Here is a 16507-nt window from a genome sequence, read left to right on the forward strand (position 1 = left end):
GCCACCGTGCGGCTGCTGGAGCGGCTCGGGCTCGACGTGGACTTCCCGGCCGAGCAGAGCGGTCCTCGCGGCGCTCGGCGAAGTCCTGGGGAAGGTCCTCGTCGGGGTTGCGCCACTTGTCGGCGCCGACGCCCCAGACCTCCTTGCACTTGAGCTGGTCGCGCAGGGCCTGGAAGGCGACGACCTCGTAGACCATGCGCACCACTCGGCGCCGGTCTCACCACCTGCGGCGGGGCCGGGGGTGGTGATCTTCCCTGGGTGGAGGTTCGCACCGATCTGGGGTAGCGGACAGTTGTGGGTGGCTACAGAGAGTGTCACGATCGCTTCTGTATGTAGTCGGCCTTAAGGGAAGCGCACATGACTGACGATCTTGCGACGTTGAACCTCCAGAAGATCAATAACTTCATGGCCACGGTTGGAGCCGAGGGCTTCGATCAGTCCATCGCTGAGCAGGTCGACAGGGCGAGGGCCGCCCAGGCTTCGGGAGACACAAGGGAGGCCATCGCGATCTCGTCGAAGGTGCTGCAGCGCCTGGGGAACATGGAAAGGGGCGGGGTCTAACGCTCGGGCCGGGGCCGGCTTACTGCTGGCCCCGGGTTGGACTGCGTAGCGACGTCTGTGTGCCCGCCAGGTCAGGTGTCCCGCCAGACCAGCAGCCGCCGCTCCCGGCCGGCATGACAGTGTCCGGTCGCGGAGCGGCGGTCATGCTGTGGTGGGTGGTCGGGCGGGCGTGGGTTCCGGGGCGGCCTTCGCGGCGGCCGTTGACACTGCGCGCCTGAGCGTGATGGGGGCGAGCCTGGACCACCGTGCCGCTTGCCCTCGTACATCGCCGCATCGGCCGCGCGCATCAGCACGGCCAGGTCGTGGGAGCCGACCGTGTACGGGGTAGCGGATCCGGCGGATACGGCGAGGGGCTGCTGCTCGCCGTCGTACGTGAGCGGCTGGGCGAGCGGGTGCGCGAGGTGCTCCAAGCGCAGGGGCCGGTGGCGGGGACGGGACGGGTGAGGGCGGCGAATTCGTCGCCTCCGATCCTGCCCACCGTGCCGCGCTTGCCCACCCACACGGTGAGCCGGGCGCCGATCGCGGCGAGGGCGGTATCGCCAGCGGCGTGCCCGAAGTGTCGTTGAGGGCTTTGAAGTGGTCAGCGTCCGCGAGGATCAGGACCGCGTCGTGGGGGTGGCGCTCGAGGAGTCGTAGCGCTCGTGCGAGGAAGGGTTCGCGGCGCAGGGTGCCGGTCAGCAGGTCGCGCTGGGCGGTGGCCGGGCGCCGGTGGAGGACGACGGTGTGGGCGGTCCATCCGGCCAGCGGCACGGCGGCCCCGGTGATGTGGAGGCGCTTCCTCGGTAAGGCGAATATGGTCATACTGGTTTCCTCTCGTACCTGACACGGGATGGGAAAGCCCGGAGCAGCCGTCACGCGTGCAGCGGCAAGCGGCTGTTCCGGGCATTTGCGCTGTGCGGATTCAGGCGGCCAGCTGGTGGCGTGGCAGGGAGCGATGTAGCTGGACGGGTCGGCCGGGGCGCCGTCGTGGCACTCCAGGAAGCTTCTCCGAACTACTGGGGTCGCCCCGTACTCAGGTGATGCGATCAGCCCCAGGGGCAGCACGGAGCCGGAGAACGGCCGCGAACGGCACGGGTGTTAGCTTCTTCCCCGTGGCGGGACACCAAGACGAGACCAGGGCGGCCTACGACGGGGTCGTCGAGCTCTATGCGTCGATGTTCGCAAATCGGTTGCAGACGCACCCGTTCTCACGGAACATGATCGGCACTTTCGCCGAGCTGGTGCGCGAGACGGGGAACCCGCGGGCAGCCGACGTCGGGTGCGGGCCTGGACACCTGACGGCCATGTTGCACGAAATGGGGCTGGACGCCTTCGGGCTGGACCTCTCCCCGGGCATGGTCGACCATGCCCGGCGGACCCATCCGGCGCTGCGGTTCGATGAGGCGCTGATGGAGGCCCTGCCGGTCGAGGACGGCGCGCTCGGCGGCGTGCTGGCCCACTACTCGATGATCCATACCCCGCCTGGGGAATTGCCCGCGCTGCTTGCCGAGCAGGTACGTGTTCTGGCACCAGGGGGCCTGCTCCTGGTCTCGTTCTTCGCGACCGACGGACCGGAGCTGGTCCGCTTCGACCACAAGGTGACGCCCGCCTATAGCTGGCCGGTGGACCGGTTCGCAGAGTTGCTGGCCGAGGCCGGGCTCGTCACGTTCGCCCAGCTGCTCCACGACCCGGCCTCCGAGCGAGGTTTCCTCGACGCCCACTTGCTGGCCCGCCGCCCCTGAAGACGCCTGCAGGCGACGTGCACACCCTCCGCGTGTAATTTCCCAGCGGCATAGCGCACTTGGACCGCAGGTGATGCCCCGGGCCGCTGAGCCTCCCGCACCCACGCGCCCGGCACATCCCGGAGGCGGGGGGCCGGGGCGACAGCGGACTGATAGCTGCAGCCAGGGGCGCAGATCGCAGTCGACGAGGTTACGACCCCTGCGAACCCTCCGTGAACGCGGCGGCGTGGTCGGCGGCCACTGGCGAAACGTTCGCGGCGCCGTCCCGAGGATGTCGGCCACCGCAGTGGTGATGTACGCGGGCTGTCCGACCGCCGCGCTCCACGCGGCGAGCAGCATGTCGACGACCGAGCTGGGCGCCGTGCCCTGCGACAGGTTTCGGAACTCGTCCGGCGTCATCTCTTCGAATGGGATCCGGCGCCCCAGGGCGTCGCCGATGACGCCCACTGCGCGGCTTGGGTCAGCGATTCGGGGCCCGTAAGACGTAGTCGCCTCCGGCGTATCCGTCCTGATGGAGCGTCCGCGCCGCGACGGCTGCGATGTCGCGGTCGTCGACGGGTGCTGTCTCGGCAGCGCCGTAAGGCCAACGGACGGCCTCGTCGGCCCGGATCGCGGGCGCCCACCAGGCCAGCGAGTTCGACGCGAGCATTCCCGGCCGGATGATCGTCGACTCGAGTCCGGTGGCCGCGATGAGCCGCTCGATGTCGGCGTGCAGCACCGCCATGGGATTGGGCTGCTGGAAGAAGGGGTGCGGCGTCTGGTGCGGGGAGGAGAGGAAAACGACCCGCCGCACGTGGGCTGCCAGCCGCTCGACGACTGCCGCGGCGGTCTGAGGCGGGCGGTCCAGACGAGGAAGACCGCACCGGCGCCATTCAGCGCCGGGTCGAGTGTCTCGGGCACGGTGAGGTCGCCGGTGAAGACGTCGACCTTCGCCGGCAGCGTCGCCGCCGCCTCGGAGCGATGGGTGAGGGCGCGGACCGGCACGCCCGCGTCGAGGAGTTGGTCGACGACGACGCGGCCGACCCGGCCCGTCGCCCCGGTTACCAGCACGGGAGGAATGTCTGTCTGGTTCACGACAGCCATGAAAACGTTACTCGGTTAAAAACGCAACCCGGTAATGAATGTTACGGTGGTCAGATGAGCGAGCCGACGGGACTGCGGGCCCGCAAGAAGGAGCGGACGCGCGACACCATCGGCGACGCGGCCATCTCACTGTTCCTGGAGCGCGGCTTCGACCGCGTCTCCGTCAACGACATCGCCGCGGCGGCCGAGATCTCCAAGCCGACCCTCTTCCGGTACTTCCCCACCAAGGAAGACCTGGTGCTGCACCGGTTCGCGGACCACCAAGGAGAGGCGCACGCGTCGTACGTGACCGCAGTCCGGCATCAAGCCGTGACGGCGCTGCACCGGCACTTCCGGGCGGCCTCGATCGGTACGACCCCGTCACCGGCCTCAACGATCACCCGAGGTAGTGGCGTTCCATCGACTGGTGTTCACCACACCGAGCCTGGCAGGACGGCTCACGCGATACCAGCTCGAGGACGAGAAGGCACTGGCCGACGCCCTCGGCGAAGACATCCAGGCACGCCTGCTAGCCGCCCAGGTACTCGCGGTCCAACGGGTGCTCGCCCGGACCAACTGGCAAAAGATCGCCGACGGTCGAACCGCCCACGACGTCCAACCAGAGGCCATAGCCGAAGCCGACCAGGCATTCAACCAACTGCGGTGACACGCGACATCCCCGGTCGAAGAAGGATGATCGTGTGGACCATGCCGCCGTCCTCGTCGTGGCCAACCTGGGTGAGGCTGTACTGCAGCCACCGGCTGCGGTGGCCGTCGGCGGAGCCGAGGGCCACGACTGCGGACGCGGGCAGCCGGAGGGCGTCAGCAGGCGGGTAGCCGCGCCAGAGTCCGGCGCTGGCCACGGCGTAGAGGGTGTGGGGGAACTGCCAGGCGAGGACGGCGGCGTGCCGGGCGGCCTTGTCGCCGCGCTCAAAACTTTCAGACAGGGGTTGGGGCACACAGCTTCTCTTGCTGCGCAGGTTCGGGTGGCGCCGGCCGGGGAGATCGACTGTCGACGACCGCCGTCCGCAAGCAGATCAGTCCTTCTCTTCGCGGACGTCCTTTCCCAGCTCGGCGAACGCCTTGAAGTCCTGCATGTGCTGTTGCGACTGCTTGCGGAAGGCACCGGGCATCAGGACCCCTACCAGCCGCATCAGCACGCGGCTGAACCGGTACTCGTTCTCGCTCACCCAGAGCGTCGTCTCCGGACCGGCTTCGGTCAGCCGGTCGCGCACGGCGCTCCACATGCCCTCGCCGACGATCTCGCGGTCGAAGTGAACGACGCTCCCTGTCGGGATATCGCGCAGGTCTGCCGGTTCCCGGCGCGTGATGGTCTCGGTGCACTCGATCTTCTGCCGCCCCATCTGGATCACGACCCGCGACTTGGTACCGACCTGCCCGTGCACCCCACACAGCGGCTCGTGCAGCACCAGACCCCGCAGCCACTTCGGCAGGTGTGCCGGGTCGGCGAGCAGCTGGACCACCTTCTCCCGCGGCAGCGCGATCTCGATCGAGACGGTGTACTTCATGGTGGTGCGCTCCAAGTTCCCGAGTGAACGGGCGTACGCTAGCACCCTCGCCTCACATAGAGCGCTGTCCCAACCTCGTTTCTGCTGGTCAGTCGTCGAGCGACCGCGCGCCCCGGGCGGTCTCGGCGACGATGCGCTGCAGCATCCGGCCGCTGATCTCTCTGGCGCGACGTATGGACGGATGGTGGGTGCGAAGCCCGCGCGAGCGGCTGCCGGTTCCGCGCCGGAAGGATCTCCGCGGACACGGGTCGGCGATGCTGCGCGCAAGAACGGCTTGGAACCCCCAGCGGGGGCAGGGACTTCCGGCAGTAACCCTGAACCATTGAGGGGTTCGGGCGTTGCACGTGGCTTTCGCCCATGCGATCCATGCCTCGGCTTGGTCTCTGGCCAGACGCCCACGAGCACCATCGGCAAGCGCTACAGGCATACCGCGAGAGGGGATCCCGGATCGCCGAGACCGCCGTGCTGAACAATATCGGGCTGCAGTACCAGCGGTCACGCTGAACTCGAAGACATACTCGCCGATCTACCCGTACTCGTCGTCCTCGGCGATGCCCGCGATGCTCTGCAGCATCCCGAGCACGCTTTCCACCAGCATCAGCACCCCGGCGAGCATCGTCCCCGCCGACGCCCAGCCGTTGCGGCGCGGTGCCGGGGCGGGAGAGCTGTGTGGTGGGCGTAGGGGTGGCGTGTACCGGGTTCCGTACCGCCGGTGGCGTGGCCGCCGCCGACGTCGGCCGGGCGGCTCATGGCCGCCCCTCTCTGTCCTGTGGGTGCGGTGGCTCTCGCCTGCGCCGCCCCGCGCGGCGCGGCGATGGGGCGCGACCGTCCGGGTGACGGTGACGGTCCAGGAGACGGCGGTGCGGCGCCGCCGTGCTGTGGCGACGACGCCGACGTACGTCAGTCAGTGGTACGACTCAGTTGTACGTGATGTCCGATACTGAGAAGCGGCACGCGGTGCCGTCGGGGCCGCTGCCCAGCTGGGTGGGCTCCTTGCCGGTGTTGTTGCCCTTGAAGCGCACGCAGGTCTTGATCTTCTTCCTCGCGTCACCGTGAATCCGGATCTTCGACAGCGTCGCGGTGTCGCCATAGTTCTGGTTGACGCCGACGATCGACTTGCCCGGCGCGGTCACGTCGATGTCGCTCAGCACGACCGTGCGTTTGTACTGCGTCTTGCAGTTGCCGCACGAGCGGACCAGCTTGCCGAAGCCCTCGACCTGGAAGCCGGTCACGGTGAGCTTGCCGGCCCCGTTGAACTGGAGGACCTTGTCGTCGGCCTCCTTCGCCCCGCCGCCGATGACGTTGTACGTCGCCGAAGCCGACTTGCCCTTGAACGTGGCGGCGTCCTCGCCGACGTCCAGCCACCACACGTTCTGCAGCGTGCAGCTGCCCTTGCAGTGGACGCCGTCGGCGGCGGGCGTGCCGATAACGACGTTCTTGAGGACGGCGCCGTCGGCCAGCTCGAAGAGGGGGGACTGGCCCTCGTCCTGGCCGCTGCCGCCCAGGGCGCCGGTGCCGTAGAACTTCTTCATCCCGCCGTCGTACTCACCGGAGACCGGGATGGTCTTCGGCACCGGCTTGCTGCCGGTGTCCGCGGGCCAGGACGCGGCGGCCCCGGCGGGGGACAGCATCGCCGTGGTGACAATCGCGGCACCGGTCAGCCCGAGGGCGGCGGCTCCGCTGATCACCGCACGGCGCGCGGTGACCCGGCGACGGTGGCGGACGCGCTGTTCAGTTCGTGCAGTCATGCCCATTCCTTGCGTGGGGAAGATCTTGCGCCTTCTGGTCGCCACGGGTGAGGAAAAGGTTGCCGCGTTTTCGTAATCAGTCGTCGTGCTGGGCGAAATCGCCGGCCACGGCGAGCGGTTCGCTCCGCGTCCCGGCGGTGGCCGCGTAGCGGTCGTCCCGGGCGTCCCAGCCGCCGCGGGCGTGGTTGTACTGCCCGGCGAACATCCACTGGCCGGCAGGGACCGTACGCCCCTGCTTCGCGCCTGCCCTGGTGCAGCAGCCACGCCCGCAACGTTTCCTCCAGCCGCCGTGCGGTCGCGGCAGGCAAGGTCCGCAACGGTGCGAGGCCTCGGGCACGCAGGTCTGCGAACGCGTCCGCGTCGGCGCTCAGCACCAGCTCGGGCAGGTGGTCCTCGATGTCGCGAATGTCAGAGGAGAGCAAGCGCGCGCGTACGGCTCGTGCGTACGAGGCGGACGCACGAGTCCATGGCCGGGCCGGGCGGACCACTGCGGTGCGCCTGACCCCGCGTTACCAATTACGGACATTTGCGTAACACGCGCATGCACAGCACACCAATGGACAGTTGGGTGTGATCCTGACCGCTGACAGCTACACCCATCCACTGAACCATTAACGGGATGCGTTTACGCCTTCCGGTGCGTCACCCACGCGCCACCATGCCAACGGGGCTGGATTTTGGTAACAGCCGTTGTGCATATTCTCTCACATAACCGAACATACATCGCAGAACTGAACAAACATGGCGTGACGGCGGCTCCTGCGGCGTCGGGGGAAGAACCGCAGGAGCCCGCTCTGAACCAGCACTTGCCCCGATCCCCGCTCCCATCCCCCCGCCGTCCGCAGATCCCGGTCTCGGCCTGGCTTGGTTGCTGCACACAGAGCTGCCCGGACACATCGCCGCGCATGAGTGGAGCCCCAACGGCGCCCAGGGACGGACCGACCTGGTCGGTCTCACCGAACTCCAACGTGACCCCGCCCGCCGCCACAGGGCTCGTTGATCGGCTTCGCAGCTCCATCCGAACACGCCTACCCGGTCGCACTCGACGCCCTGTTCACAGCCATGGCTCCGGATGGACGCGGCGATGCGGGCGGGGGCACTGACGTGAACAGGTACGACCGCCAGAGGAGTTACGTATCCCACGTTTCTGCCGCCGGATGAACAGTGACTCTCCGGGCCCCGTTGACCTCGATAACCGGTGACCAACCCCTAGACCGGTGAGTGAGCGAGGTTCGCACATGCCAAGGATCCTTCTGCACGACGCCCGGCGCCGCGCGACCGCGGACTGGTGCCCTGCCCGGTCGGCGCACCACGGTTCCTGCCCGCGACTCACGCACTGAACGGTCGAACCCATGGACTACTGCGTCCCCTGCCGCCGCACTCTCAACGGCACCGTGACGTGCCCGGAATGCGGGGCGTACGACTCCGGCCTGCAGCCGCCGAGCGATCGGGCCGCTGAGGCTCCTGCCATCGGTACGGCCGCGATGGAGGTCCTCCTTAACGAAGGACCGGGCCCGGTCGAGCCTCCCGACGTTCCCCGGCACGCCGCTGACCCGGCCGCTGTACCCGCAACACTGCCTCCCTCTGCCGCCGTACCCACGGCCCGCGCGCGGTCAGCGACCGTAGCCGTGCCCCAGCTTCAGCGCCACCGTCCGCCTCGCTGGAAGAAGTACGGCGGCCGGGCTCTTGCCGCGGCCACCTTCGCGATACTGGGTGGCCTGGCCACCGCATCGCTGCTGCCCGACCGCTCCGCCGGTGCCCCTCAGGCGGCGCCGAGCCCAGATCAGGCGTCCCCCGACGAGCCCCAGGAGGAGGCGACCGAACCGCCGAAAGCCTCGCGTTCCCCGGAACGTACGGCCACACGCCCGGCCAGAGGCACCGCCCGGGACCGGAACAAGGGGGTGACTCGCCGTCCTCTGGCGACGCCCACTCCGCCGAAGCCGCCGGCGTCCAAGGCCCCCACCTCCGCCCCCGCTCCACCGCCCGCGAAAGTCACTCCGACTCCCAGCCCCTCCAGTGGCCGGCCCAGCAAGTCGCCCCCGGCAACCACTACCCCTTCCCCGAGTCCCACCGGAAGTGTCAGCGCATCACCCACGGGCAGCCCCGCACCGAGCACGCCAGGCGCGCCGGTGACCGTCGCACCTGGGGAACGCGCAGCACGAACAGGGCCGCTGCTGGGGAACCTGCTCCCCATCGTAACGGGCGGTGGCCGGTAAGAGCGTTCCCGCAAGCGACTGCCCGGCGGCGATCCTGCCGAGGATGCTCTCGGCCAGGTCGGAGGGGTGGGGGCGCGGAGTCAAGCTGGCGGTCGTACGGCAACGACCTGCTGCGCTGCTAGCGACTCCTTCTCTGCACCAGTCAAGTCACCCCCAACGGGGGTAGCGCAAATGGCCGCCGCGCGGAACCGATGCCCGGCACGTTGCCAACGGCGAAGCGGTAGACAGGGGTGCGTCGCGGGAAGCGGCGGCGCGCTGGGAAGCCGCAGGCCGTGCAAGATCGATTGCCGTGCGCGCTCGGGAATAGCCCCTCAGGTTATTACGGGTGAGCTGTCGAGCCATCACCGGCGGGCGCGATGTGGGGTGCGAGGGGCTGGCGGTCGAGCCGACCTGCGCGGCCGCGAGCGCTTGGTGGCCGGCAGTGTCCATCGAGGACACGGTGATCGTGTGACGCAGGTAGCCGTCCCGCCGCCACGCCAGAGCAGTCTGCGCGGCCAGGTCCAGGGTCGGCACCACCACCAGTGTCAACCGCGCCTGGAGCGCGAGTGCGATCCCGATCGCGACCAGCGTCTTGCCTGTGGCTGAGATGTACTGCGCCCGGGTGCCGGGGCGGCGCAGATGACGCACCACCGCATCCCGCCCCGCACCTGATCAGGGAACAAAGCCCATGCAGGCACATGGGACACGGGGACGTCGGCAGGGGCGGTACTCACCGGCCCATCATCACCCACCGCCCGGGGCCGCTGCGGTCGAATGGGGCCAAGCCGCCCTTGCCCAGGGGGCCGGGGTGTTCCGGACGGGCAGGCAGAGCGCTCTACGCCCCCGGCACCCTCCTTGCAGTACTTGGCATCAGGCGTGGCAGGGTCGAACACGAGGGCACCCGCTACCTGATGTGGAGCGCCGGTTTCATCGACCAGCGCCGAACGTCCGCCAGACGCTTCAAGCCCCACCACGACGCCACGACTAATAAGGACACCCACCGGTGGGACACATCGACGACGCCCTCGCCCGCGCGGAACGCGAGACCGCGACCCGCCCGCTGCCCGCCACCACCTACGGCCAAGTCCAGCACCTGCTGAAACAAGCCGAGATAGCCGACCGCCGTGCCCGGCGCGGCACCGACCTCAAGCCCGCCAGCAGGACCGAGCTCGCCCGCCGGGTCGGAGCGCAGATCGGCGTCTCGGGGCGCACCGTGGAGCGCTACCGCGACAAGAAGATCAAGACCGCGACCGGTGAGCACGGCAGGCGGCTGCAGGCCGCGGTGGAGAAGACCTGGCAACCCAAGGTCAAAGAAGCCGCCCGGGCCAGGGCGGCCACCCAGAGCGGCATCACCGTCGAGACCCGCGCCCGGTTCGGCTTCACCGCCGCCCCAGGGAGCACCGACGACGGCCGTATCCGCCTCATCACCCACCACCTGCCCGCCACCTACGCCGACCGCCTCTTCCAAGCCCGCGAAACCGGCGCCACCGAAGAGGACCTCAAGAACATCGTCGCGCTGGGACTGCAGGAGCAGTACTTCAAGGACAACGGCCGCCGTGCCCAAGGACTCACCGTCGAGTTCACCAACATCGACTACCTCGACCTCAACTACTGACCCACCGCCGCGGGAGTGGTCATCGGACCAGGGCCCTGAGCCGAAGCACGATAGCTGACACAAAGGCAGGCTTGTTGTCACCTGCGAGGTGCGGCGCCGGAAGGTCGTTCTCTCAACTCTTGACGGCCTCTGCGATCTGCTGGGCGGCCTGGGCGGGGGTGAGGTGCGTGGTGTCGATGACCTCGGCCTCGGCGTGCAACCACGTGCGGGCCGCCTCGGCGTAGGGCTCGAGGTATTGGAGACGGAACGGGGAGTTGGGGCCGAGAACGGTGTCGCCCGCGATGCGCGCGCGGAGGGTGTCCTGGTCGGCGTGGAGGACGAAGTGCCGGACCGGAATGTCGTGCTGGTCAAGGCCCGAGCTGATCTCGCACCAGTACTGCTCGACCAGGACGGTCATGGGCATCACCAGGGTTCCGCCGGTGTAGTCGAGGATGCGTCGGGCGGTTTCGGCCACGAGGGGCCGCCATGGCGGCCAGTGCTGGAAGTTGTCCGTCGCGGGCAGTCCTGGCTTGATGTCCATGAGTGTCTCACCGACTTTCTCGGCGTCGAACACCCGTGAGTCTGGGATCAGCTGCTGGACGAGCGCACTGGTCGTCGTCTTGCCTGCGCCGTGGGTGCCGTTGAGCCATACGATCATGGATTTGACGCTAGCGTCGTGCGGGCCGCGGGGACAGGCAGAGTAGCGATCCGGTGCGGTCGATCGTCTTGGCGAGTTGCTTGGCGTGGCCAGCCGCCGATCCGTACACCAACATGCCCCCCTCCAAGCGTCAGAGCGAATTCCAACTGCTCAATGTCGATGAACTCCGCTTTCCACAGACCGTGCTGCACGACCCGCTCCAATCCGTCTCCCAGGGGATTCTCCCAATACAGCCGGGGGCGCCCCGCCAAATGTCCCGACGGGCCCGGGGCTCGGCATCGAGCCGCTGTCGGACGTCCTGAAGGAGGTCACCACGTCCACGGAGTGGATCGCGCTCCAGTCCTCCGCACGGGCAGCCGACCCTCCGAGTGCTCCTGGGCGCGAACGCGCCCAGGAGCCCTGCCGTACCTCGTCGGCCGTGACGGAAGGGCCCGGCTCGATTCATCCCGGGCACGAACGGAAGAGAACACCGCCCGATCTGGGGTAGCGGACAGCTGTGACCAACTACAGAGAGTGCAACGATCGCGTCTGCATGTAGTCGGCCTTAAGGGAAGCGCAGATGACTGACGATCTTGCGACGTTGAACCTCCAGAAGATCAATAACCTCATGGCCACGGTTGGAGCCGAGGGCTTCGATCAGTCCATCGCTGAGCAGGTCGACAGGGCGAGGGCCGCCCAGGCTTCGGGAGACACGAGGGAGGCCATCGCGATCTCGACGAAGGTGCTGCAGCGCCTGGGGAACATGGAAAAGGGCGGCGTCTAACGCACCTGCAGCGGTCCGCCCGCAGCACCTGCGGCGTGGCGCTCGTCGAGGCGGGCCTCAGTACGCGGCCGGCCTGGTCCAGGGAGTCAAACCAGGTGCCGCCGAAGGTCAGGGCGGCGATCAGGTGTCGGCGGCGCTACTTGGTGGTGACGGTGATGACCAGGAGCTGGTGCGTGGTCAGGTCCATCACGACCGGGCGTCCGTCGTGCCCTGCGCGCGCTGGGCGGCTGCGTATTCACCGGCGGGGGTCCATGGATGCCGTACGCATGGCTCAGCGGGTCAGGTTGGCGAGGAAGGACTCGGCTGCCGACCATGGGGTCAGTTCGATGCCGAAGCCGCTGTGTGCGTCGGGGCCTTGGATGTGGACCAACCGGCCGGACAGGTAGACGATGTCGCCGGTGCGGAACGCCCCGGTGTACGCACCGAGGTAGCTGCGGAGGTGGGTGATCCGGCGGGCGAACACGGACGGCTCGTCGACCGTGGATTCCGTGACTGTGTCTACCTCGATCCCGTAGAGCGCCGGTGTGACCAGGCCCTCGGAGTGATCCGTGATCCGGGCAAGGACGGAGATCGCCCCTACCTCTTTGGCAACCACCCCGGCGAACGTCTTGTCCCCGTCGGCCCTCAGCGGCTCACAGTTGATGTGTGCCCCCGCGCCGGCTGTCAGGCCCTGTAGCTTGCGGGCCTCCTGGCGCATGAGCGCGTCGAAGCTTCCTCCCAGCATGTACTTGGCGCGCCGCACGTACAGCCGCGTGAGGGTCTCGCCCTCGTAGGGGTGGATGAGGGCGCGTTCGGCGAACAGTGCTCGGGCCGCTTCGTAGCCGCGTGGCCCGTAGCAGACCAGATCGATGTCGGAGCGGGCGTTGCAGGCGCCGACCAGGAAGGACCCGGTCACGCCGATGACGTCCGCAGCGCCGGCCGCGACGATCCAGTTGATGATGGCGAGCAGGTCCTCACTGACCGCCGTTTGGTCCAGGAGGCCTGGGGTCTGGTGCAGTGAGGCGAGGGTCTGGCGGCAGGAGTAGTGGGTGACGATGTCCTCGCGGGGCACGCCAGTGATGACGCACCCACGGCGGGGGAGTAGATGTAGCACTCGGGCCGGTCGGCGAGGATCCCGAACGCTTTGGACACGACGCTGTTCTGCCGGTACGTCCGGCCGAACAGCACGCGGTCGCCGCGGGCGTCCGGGTAGTACTTGACGTATCCCAGGAAGTGCGTGCCGGGACGGACATCACCGATGACTTTGAAGATCACTCCGGCGCGGTCCAGGAGGTAGTCGCGGTCACGGATGGTCGCCAGAGCGGTGCCCAGCGACGAACTCTTCGAGGCTGGGGAAGAAGGCGGTATCAACCGTCCCGGTGTGCTCATACTGCTCGAGTCCCTTCGTGAAGAGATGACGGCGGTACTGCCACTTCAGGTGCTTGTCCGTACGGGAGGGGTCGGTGGGCCGCATCAGGGCGAGGAAGAACAGGGCCTTGACGAGCAGGTATGCGCCCAGGTTCTGGCCGACCGGCTGTCCCGTTGCGTTCAGGCTCGCGTCGTCCAGCACGGCGAGGTAGCGGCGCCGCTGGCCGGGGCTGGCGGTGTAGCCCTTGTTGCCGCCCTTGAAGTCGATGATTTCCAGAGCGGGCAGGACGTCGTATCCGAGCGGCACCAGGCCGTGGTGCTGCCAGTCGATGACTCCGGCCGGCAGGACGTTGGGCAGCCCGTAGTCGAGGTGGCCCCGCACCAGCGGAACCGTGCCAAGGCGGTCCAGGGCGTGATCGAGCGCAGCACGCGTCCGGTCGTTGTCCAGGTCTGGGTTCTCCGCAAAGACGTTCTGAGTGAATCCGGCGCTGTCCAGCCACTGCCGCAGTGAGCCGGGCGCGGGCACGACAAGGTGGGCGGCCTGGGCGCGCAGCAGCCGGGCGGCGACCTGCGCGGCGGCGTCGGCGACGTCGTCGTGCAGGGTGCGGCCGCCATCCAGTGACGCCACCGCCCGGTCGTGCAGCGTCTGGCCGCCCAGCGACTCCTCCACGACGTAGTAGAGGCCGTCGCCAGTGACGCCCTCCTCTAGGACGCGGGGGACCGGATAGTCCAAGTCCGCGATCCGGCGCTGGAAACCTGCCTCCGCCTGGAGCTCGGCTCCGCCGGTGCGCCGGTAGCGCGTTCCGTCGGCGGAGACGTACACCGCTCCATCGGCGGCGGTCCGCTTCTTGACGAACCGCCAGTCGTTCTCATTCATCAACTCGCTCCTTCCGGTCCCTTCGCGGAACCGTCGGTGACCGGGTACTCGGGAATGGCACTGGACAGGGTCCGGACGTCCATGACCCCGCGCATATCACCCGCCGCGACGCGGCGCCGCAGTTCGCCGAGGACGTCACTCCCGGGTATGTCCGGCCGGGCCAGGTGGGCGCGGCGCCAGAATTTCAGCAGGCCCGGGAGCTGTGCCCCCGTGATGCCCGCCCGGAAGTGCAGTGAGCACACTGGCAGGAACCAGGCGAGGAACAGCTCTCGTAGCGCCGGGCTTACGCGATGCACCTCGCACAGCCGCTGCAGCGCCGCAGTGTCGTCGTACGGGATGCGCCCGTGCAGCGCGCGTACCGCAGCCGCGTTCCGTTGTGCCGCCGCAACAGGGCTCCGTAGGCGGCGACGTTCGCCGCGGCGTTTTCGGTGATCGTCATCATGGCTGGTCAGCGTTGGACCGGGCAGCAGCGGCCAGTACGGCGATGTGCACGCCGGTTCGCGGGTCCAGGACCAGGCCGTTGAGCCCGAGCGGAGCGAGGCTGATGCCGTGGTCGCGGGTGCGGGACAGAATCAGCCGCTTCGGGACGTTGTGGGCGATGGTCAGCAGATGTCCCGGTACCCGGGCTTGGGGGGCGTGGAAGTCGTCCCGTGCGAGTACGGGTGTGCCTGGGGGTCGGTCCCAGACCACAGCCGCCGGGTGTGAGGCCGGGAGCCCTCGTGCCCGCACGCCCAGCAGCCTCGCGGGTCTGCGATATATGGCACTGCTGTGCCTGCGCCGAAGCTCAACGGTGTGGTTGCCCTGGCGATTGGGACGGTTTTTGGACTGGTGCTGCGGGGCGGGGCTCGTACGGGTAGCTGGAATGGCTTACCAGTTCCGTCACCGGGAGCTACAGAATTTCTTGCCCGAACCACTCCATGATGACGGGTCCGGAGGCGCCAGGCTGCGGCCGCCCTCGCGGGTGATTCGAGACCAGCCGCGGATCCCGTCAATGCGGTTTGGCTCAGGAGATGTGGAGTTCCGTGCACGCCGGCCCGTGCGGCGTCCTGGCAGCGCAGTCCCCCGCCTCGGACTTGTCGGGGTTGACGGCCGAAATCGCGACCACCAACGTTCCTGCCGGAGGCGCAAACGGGATATCGATCTGCTGCGTGATCTCCCCCCTATCGTCAGGCCTGAGCACACTCCAGTAGAGGTCCCCCGACTTCTCGGACGGAAGATTCACAGGGGTTACGGACACCTCGATGTGCGCCCACTTCTGGACGCCGTCGGCGTGCACGCCGAAGCGCAGCCGCATGTTGGAACGAGGTCCGTCAAGTTTGACGTCGGTGATGGTCGGGCGGCCGCTTCCGGCCGCGGCCTGGGCGGCGCCGACCACGGCAATGCTCAGTGATGCCATGTAGAAGATGACGCCGAGGACGAGCACCCCCGTCTCCCACAAGACCCCGCGTGCGGTGGGGCGGATGAGTAGTGCGGTGATGCTGCAGACGATGGCGATGATGGCGCAGAGCGAGGCCACGTAGATGGGCCACGACCTGTTGTTGAGAGCGACGAACACGAACTCGCTATTGAGCCCCAAGGTGGTCATGATACCGGCCACTGCCACGAGGGCACCGGCAAGGATCTTGGCCACGTCGTCCAGCCGCTTTCCCAGCGTGGCCTGAATCTCTCCGATGGTCGGGGGCATGGATTCCCTTGGTTTCGAAGGCTCTTTCGCACCGCCCATTGCGCGCTACCCGATCGTTGAGCCCTGCCGGACAGGACAACTGCTGGACAAAGTCAGATTCGCATCCAGCCCAGGACGGGCCGGTGATTGGGACTGCGGGAAGCCGGGCCGTCGGCGGACGTTTCCCCAGACGGCCCAACCCGCAGCGCCTGGCCGGTCTAAGGGCTGCCCGGCAGGTCATGGGCGGAGCCAGAGCCGGATCGTAGCGACGGTGACCGCGCCGTAGGAGACATACGCTCTCTTGTCGTACCTGGTGGCTACGGCCCGGGAGCCCTTGAGAGTCTGAGGTCGTCCTCCTTCCAGGCCTGCGGGTTGTGTGACCGGCCGGGGGCGGGGAGCAACAGGGCCGTCAGGGGCGGCCGTACGGGAGATGGGAGGATGGGAGCCATGCGAGAGGTGAGGTGCGGGAAATGAGCATGGCTGTGCTGGTCCTGTCGGGGGTGCTCGCGCTCGCTGCTGGCGGATGTGTCTGTGTGGTGTGGGCGGCGCGGGGTGGACCCCGCTGGGTGCGTGCGGTGGCAGCCGTGACTCTGGCGGCGGCCGAACTGGTGTCCTGGATGGGCCGCACGAGCAGGAATGCGGGCTCTCGCGGCGGCTCCGACGACTGACCTCCTCTTCAGCCCATGGCAACGTCCGGCTCACGGGTCGAACGGTGGCGGCAGCGCAGGCGTTTGTCTGTCGGTGGGGCAATGGGAGGCTCCTCCCTTGCCGCGGCGAGCGCCTCGATGC

The 16507-nt window shown here is 68.4% G+C and carries 20 protein-coding genes and 4 pseudogenes; 8 read left to right on the forward strand and 16 right to left on the reverse strand.

The window, feature by feature from the left end:
• Positions 1 to 357 precede the first annotated feature (357 nt).
• Entirely contained in the window at positions 358 to 561 is a 204-nt protein-coding gene (locus tag AS594_RS38605) for a hypothetical protein (RefSeq protein ID WP_069931241.1), read from the forward strand.
• Between the two features lie 286 nt (positions 562 to 847).
• On the opposite strand, the gene AS594_RS47720 is transcribed toward AS594_RS38605, so the two are convergent.
• Positions 848 to 1063, reverse strand: a complete 216-nt coding sequence (locus tag AS594_RS47720) for a hypothetical protein (protein WP_338120231.1) — start codon at positions 1061 to 1063, stop codon at positions 848 to 850.
• A gap of 589 nt (positions 1064 to 1652) precedes the next feature.
• Here AS594_RS47720 and AS594_RS38610 point away from each other — a divergent pair.
• Positions 1653 to 2282, forward strand: coding sequence for a class I SAM-dependent methyltransferase (locus AS594_RS38610; RefSeq protein ID WP_069931242.1), 630 nt, complete (start codon positions 1653 to 1655; stop codon positions 2280 to 2282).
• A 460-nt stretch (positions 2283 to 2742) separates the two neighbouring features.
• On the opposite strand, the gene AS594_RS47015 is transcribed toward AS594_RS38610, so the two are convergent.
• Together AS594_RS47015 and AS594_RS47020 are read right to left on the reverse strand one after the other, a co-directional pair.
• Entirely contained in the window at positions 2743 to 3075 is a 333-nt protein-coding gene (locus AS594_RS47015) for an SDR family oxidoreductase (protein WP_240509377.1), read from the reverse strand.
• A gap of 107 nt (positions 3076 to 3182) precedes the next feature.
• A pseudogene (locus AS594_RS47020) lies at positions 3183 to 3365 on the reverse strand (NAD(P)H-binding protein); the annotation flags it as partial.
• A 54-nt stretch (positions 3366 to 3419) separates the two neighbouring features.
• Here AS594_RS47020 and AS594_RS48270 point away from each other — a divergent pair.
• Together AS594_RS48270 and AS594_RS48275 are read left to right on the forward strand one after the other, a co-directional pair.
• A pseudogene (locus AS594_RS48270) lies at positions 3420 to 3548 on the forward strand (TetR family transcriptional regulator); the annotation flags it as partial.
• Positions 3549 to 3771: 223 nt separating this feature from the next.
• Positions 3772 to 4011 carry a hypothetical protein gene (locus AS594_RS48275; protein WP_420877930.1) on the forward strand — a complete coding sequence of 80 codons (240 nt, stop codon included), beginning with the start codon at positions 3772 to 3774 and terminating at the stop codon, positions 4009 to 4011.
• Here AS594_RS48275 and AS594_RS38625 read toward each other — a convergent pair.
• The 5 genes and pseudogenes from AS594_RS38625 to AS594_RS47025 all read right to left on the reverse strand — a co-directional run.
• On the reverse strand, positions 3995 to 4303 hold the full coding sequence (locus tag AS594_RS38625) for a hypothetical protein (RefSeq protein ID WP_069931244.1): 309 nt from the start codon (positions 4301 to 4303) through the stop codon (positions 3995 to 3997). The genes AS594_RS48275 and AS594_RS38625 overlap by 17 nt on opposite strands.
• A 78-nt stretch (positions 4304 to 4381) precedes the next feature.
• On the reverse strand, positions 4382 to 4888 hold the full coding sequence (locus AS594_RS38630) for an SRPBCC family protein (RefSeq protein ID WP_206281773.1): 507 nt from the start codon (positions 4886 to 4888) through the stop codon (positions 4382 to 4384).
• Positions 4889 to 5790: 902 nt separating this feature from the next.
• Positions 5791 to 6621 (reverse strand): pectate lyase, encoded by an 831-nt coding sequence (locus AS594_RS38635; RefSeq protein WP_069931246.1) that lies wholly within the window; start codon positions 6619 to 6621, stop codon positions 5791 to 5793.
• Between the two features lie 76 nt (positions 6622 to 6697).
• Complete coding sequence (locus AS594_RS47395) at positions 6698 to 6826, reverse strand: hypothetical protein (RefSeq protein WP_256097142.1); 129 nt, start codon at positions 6824 to 6826, stop codon at positions 6698 to 6700.
• Between the two features lie 31 nt (positions 6827 to 6857).
• A pseudogene (locus AS594_RS47025) lies at positions 6858 to 7118 on the reverse strand (PucR family transcriptional regulator); the annotation flags it as partial.
• 855 nt (positions 7119 to 7973) lie between these two features.
• Between AS594_RS47025 and AS594_RS48280 the strand changes: the two are divergent.
• Entirely contained in the window at positions 7974 to 8837 is an 864-nt protein-coding gene (locus AS594_RS48280; protein ID WP_420877920.1) for an SCO2400 family protein, read from the forward strand.
• Between the two features lie 147 nt (positions 8838 to 8984).
• Here the strand turns inward: AS594_RS48280 and AS594_RS44215 are convergent, their stop codons facing one another.
• The gene (locus AS594_RS44215; protein WP_141747245.1) at positions 8985 to 9464 is read right to left on the reverse strand and encodes a DEAD/DEAH box helicase family protein; all 480 of its coding nucleotides are present in this window, start codon (positions 9462 to 9464) and stop codon (positions 8985 to 8987) included.
• Positions 9465 to 9819: 355 nt separating this feature from the next.
• Here AS594_RS44215 and tpg point away from each other — a divergent pair, with 355 nt between their 5' ends.
• Positions 9820 to 10431, forward strand: a complete 612-nt coding sequence (gene tpg / locus AS594_RS38640) for a telomere-protecting terminal protein Tpg (RefSeq protein ID WP_069931247.1) — start codon at positions 9820 to 9822, stop codon at positions 10429 to 10431.
• 112 nt (positions 10432 to 10543) lie between these two features.
• Here tpg and AS594_RS38645 read toward each other — a convergent pair whose 3' ends face one another.
• A complete protein-coding gene (locus AS594_RS38645) occupies positions 10544 to 11068 on the reverse strand; it encodes a P-loop nucleotide/nucleoside kinase family protein (RefSeq protein WP_069931248.1) in 525 nt (174 codons plus the stop codon).
• A 559-nt stretch (positions 11069 to 11627) separates the two neighbouring features.
• Between AS594_RS38645 and AS594_RS38650 the strand changes: the two genes are divergently transcribed.
• Positions 11628 to 11831 (forward strand): hypothetical protein, encoded by a 204-nt coding sequence (locus tag AS594_RS38650; RefSeq protein WP_069931249.1) that lies wholly within the window; start codon positions 11628 to 11630, stop codon positions 11829 to 11831.
• A gap of 271 nt (positions 11832 to 12102) precedes the next feature.
• On the opposite strand, the gene AS594_RS38655 is transcribed toward AS594_RS38650, so the two are convergent.
• The 6 genes and pseudogenes from AS594_RS38655 to AS594_RS43635 form a co-directional block, all read right to left on the reverse strand.
• Positions 12103 to 12882: a hypothetical protein gene (locus AS594_RS38655; RefSeq protein WP_240509378.1), complete on the reverse strand. Its 780-nt coding sequence runs from the start codon at positions 12880 to 12882 to the stop codon at positions 12103 to 12105.
• A 231-nt stretch (positions 12883 to 13113) separates the two neighbouring features.
• The gene (locus tag AS594_RS38660) at positions 13114 to 14055 is read right to left on the reverse strand and encodes a phosphotransferase (RefSeq protein WP_069931250.1); all 942 of its coding nucleotides are present in this window, start codon (positions 14053 to 14055) and stop codon (positions 13114 to 13116) included.
• On the reverse strand, positions 14055 to 14351 hold the full coding sequence (locus AS594_RS45630; protein ID WP_176741137.1) for a hypothetical protein: 297 nt from the start codon (positions 14349 to 14351) through the stop codon (positions 14055 to 14057). The genes AS594_RS38660 and AS594_RS45630 overlap by 1 nt, the downstream gene beginning before the upstream one ends.
• Positions 14352 to 14493: 142 nt before the next feature.
• Positions 14494 to 14745 (reverse strand): hypothetical protein, encoded by a 252-nt coding sequence (locus AS594_RS45635; RefSeq protein ID WP_069934146.1) that lies wholly within the window; start codon positions 14743 to 14745, stop codon positions 14494 to 14496.
• Positions 14746 to 15058: 313 nt separating this feature from the next.
• Positions 15059 to 15739, reverse strand: a complete 681-nt coding sequence (locus tag AS594_RS38675) for a hypothetical protein (protein WP_069931253.1) — start codon at positions 15737 to 15739, stop codon at positions 15059 to 15061.
• Between the two features lie 216 nt (positions 15740 to 15955).
• Positions 15956 to 16057, reverse strand: a pseudogene (locus AS594_RS43635) (IS5/IS1182 family transposase); the annotation flags it as partial.
• 137 nt (positions 16058 to 16194) lie between these two features.
• On the opposite strand from AS594_RS43635, the gene AS594_RS42315 reads away from it, so the two are divergent.
• Entirely contained in the window at positions 16195 to 16386 is a 192-nt protein-coding gene (locus tag AS594_RS42315; RefSeq protein WP_176741147.1) for a hypothetical protein, read from the forward strand.
• The last annotated feature ends 121 nt before the right edge of the window (positions 16387 to 16507 follow it).

Source organism: Streptomyces agglomeratus, from assembly GCF_001746415.1.
Classification (GTDB): Bacteria; Actinomycetota; Actinomycetes; order Streptomycetales; family Streptomycetaceae; genus Streptomyces; species Streptomyces agglomeratus.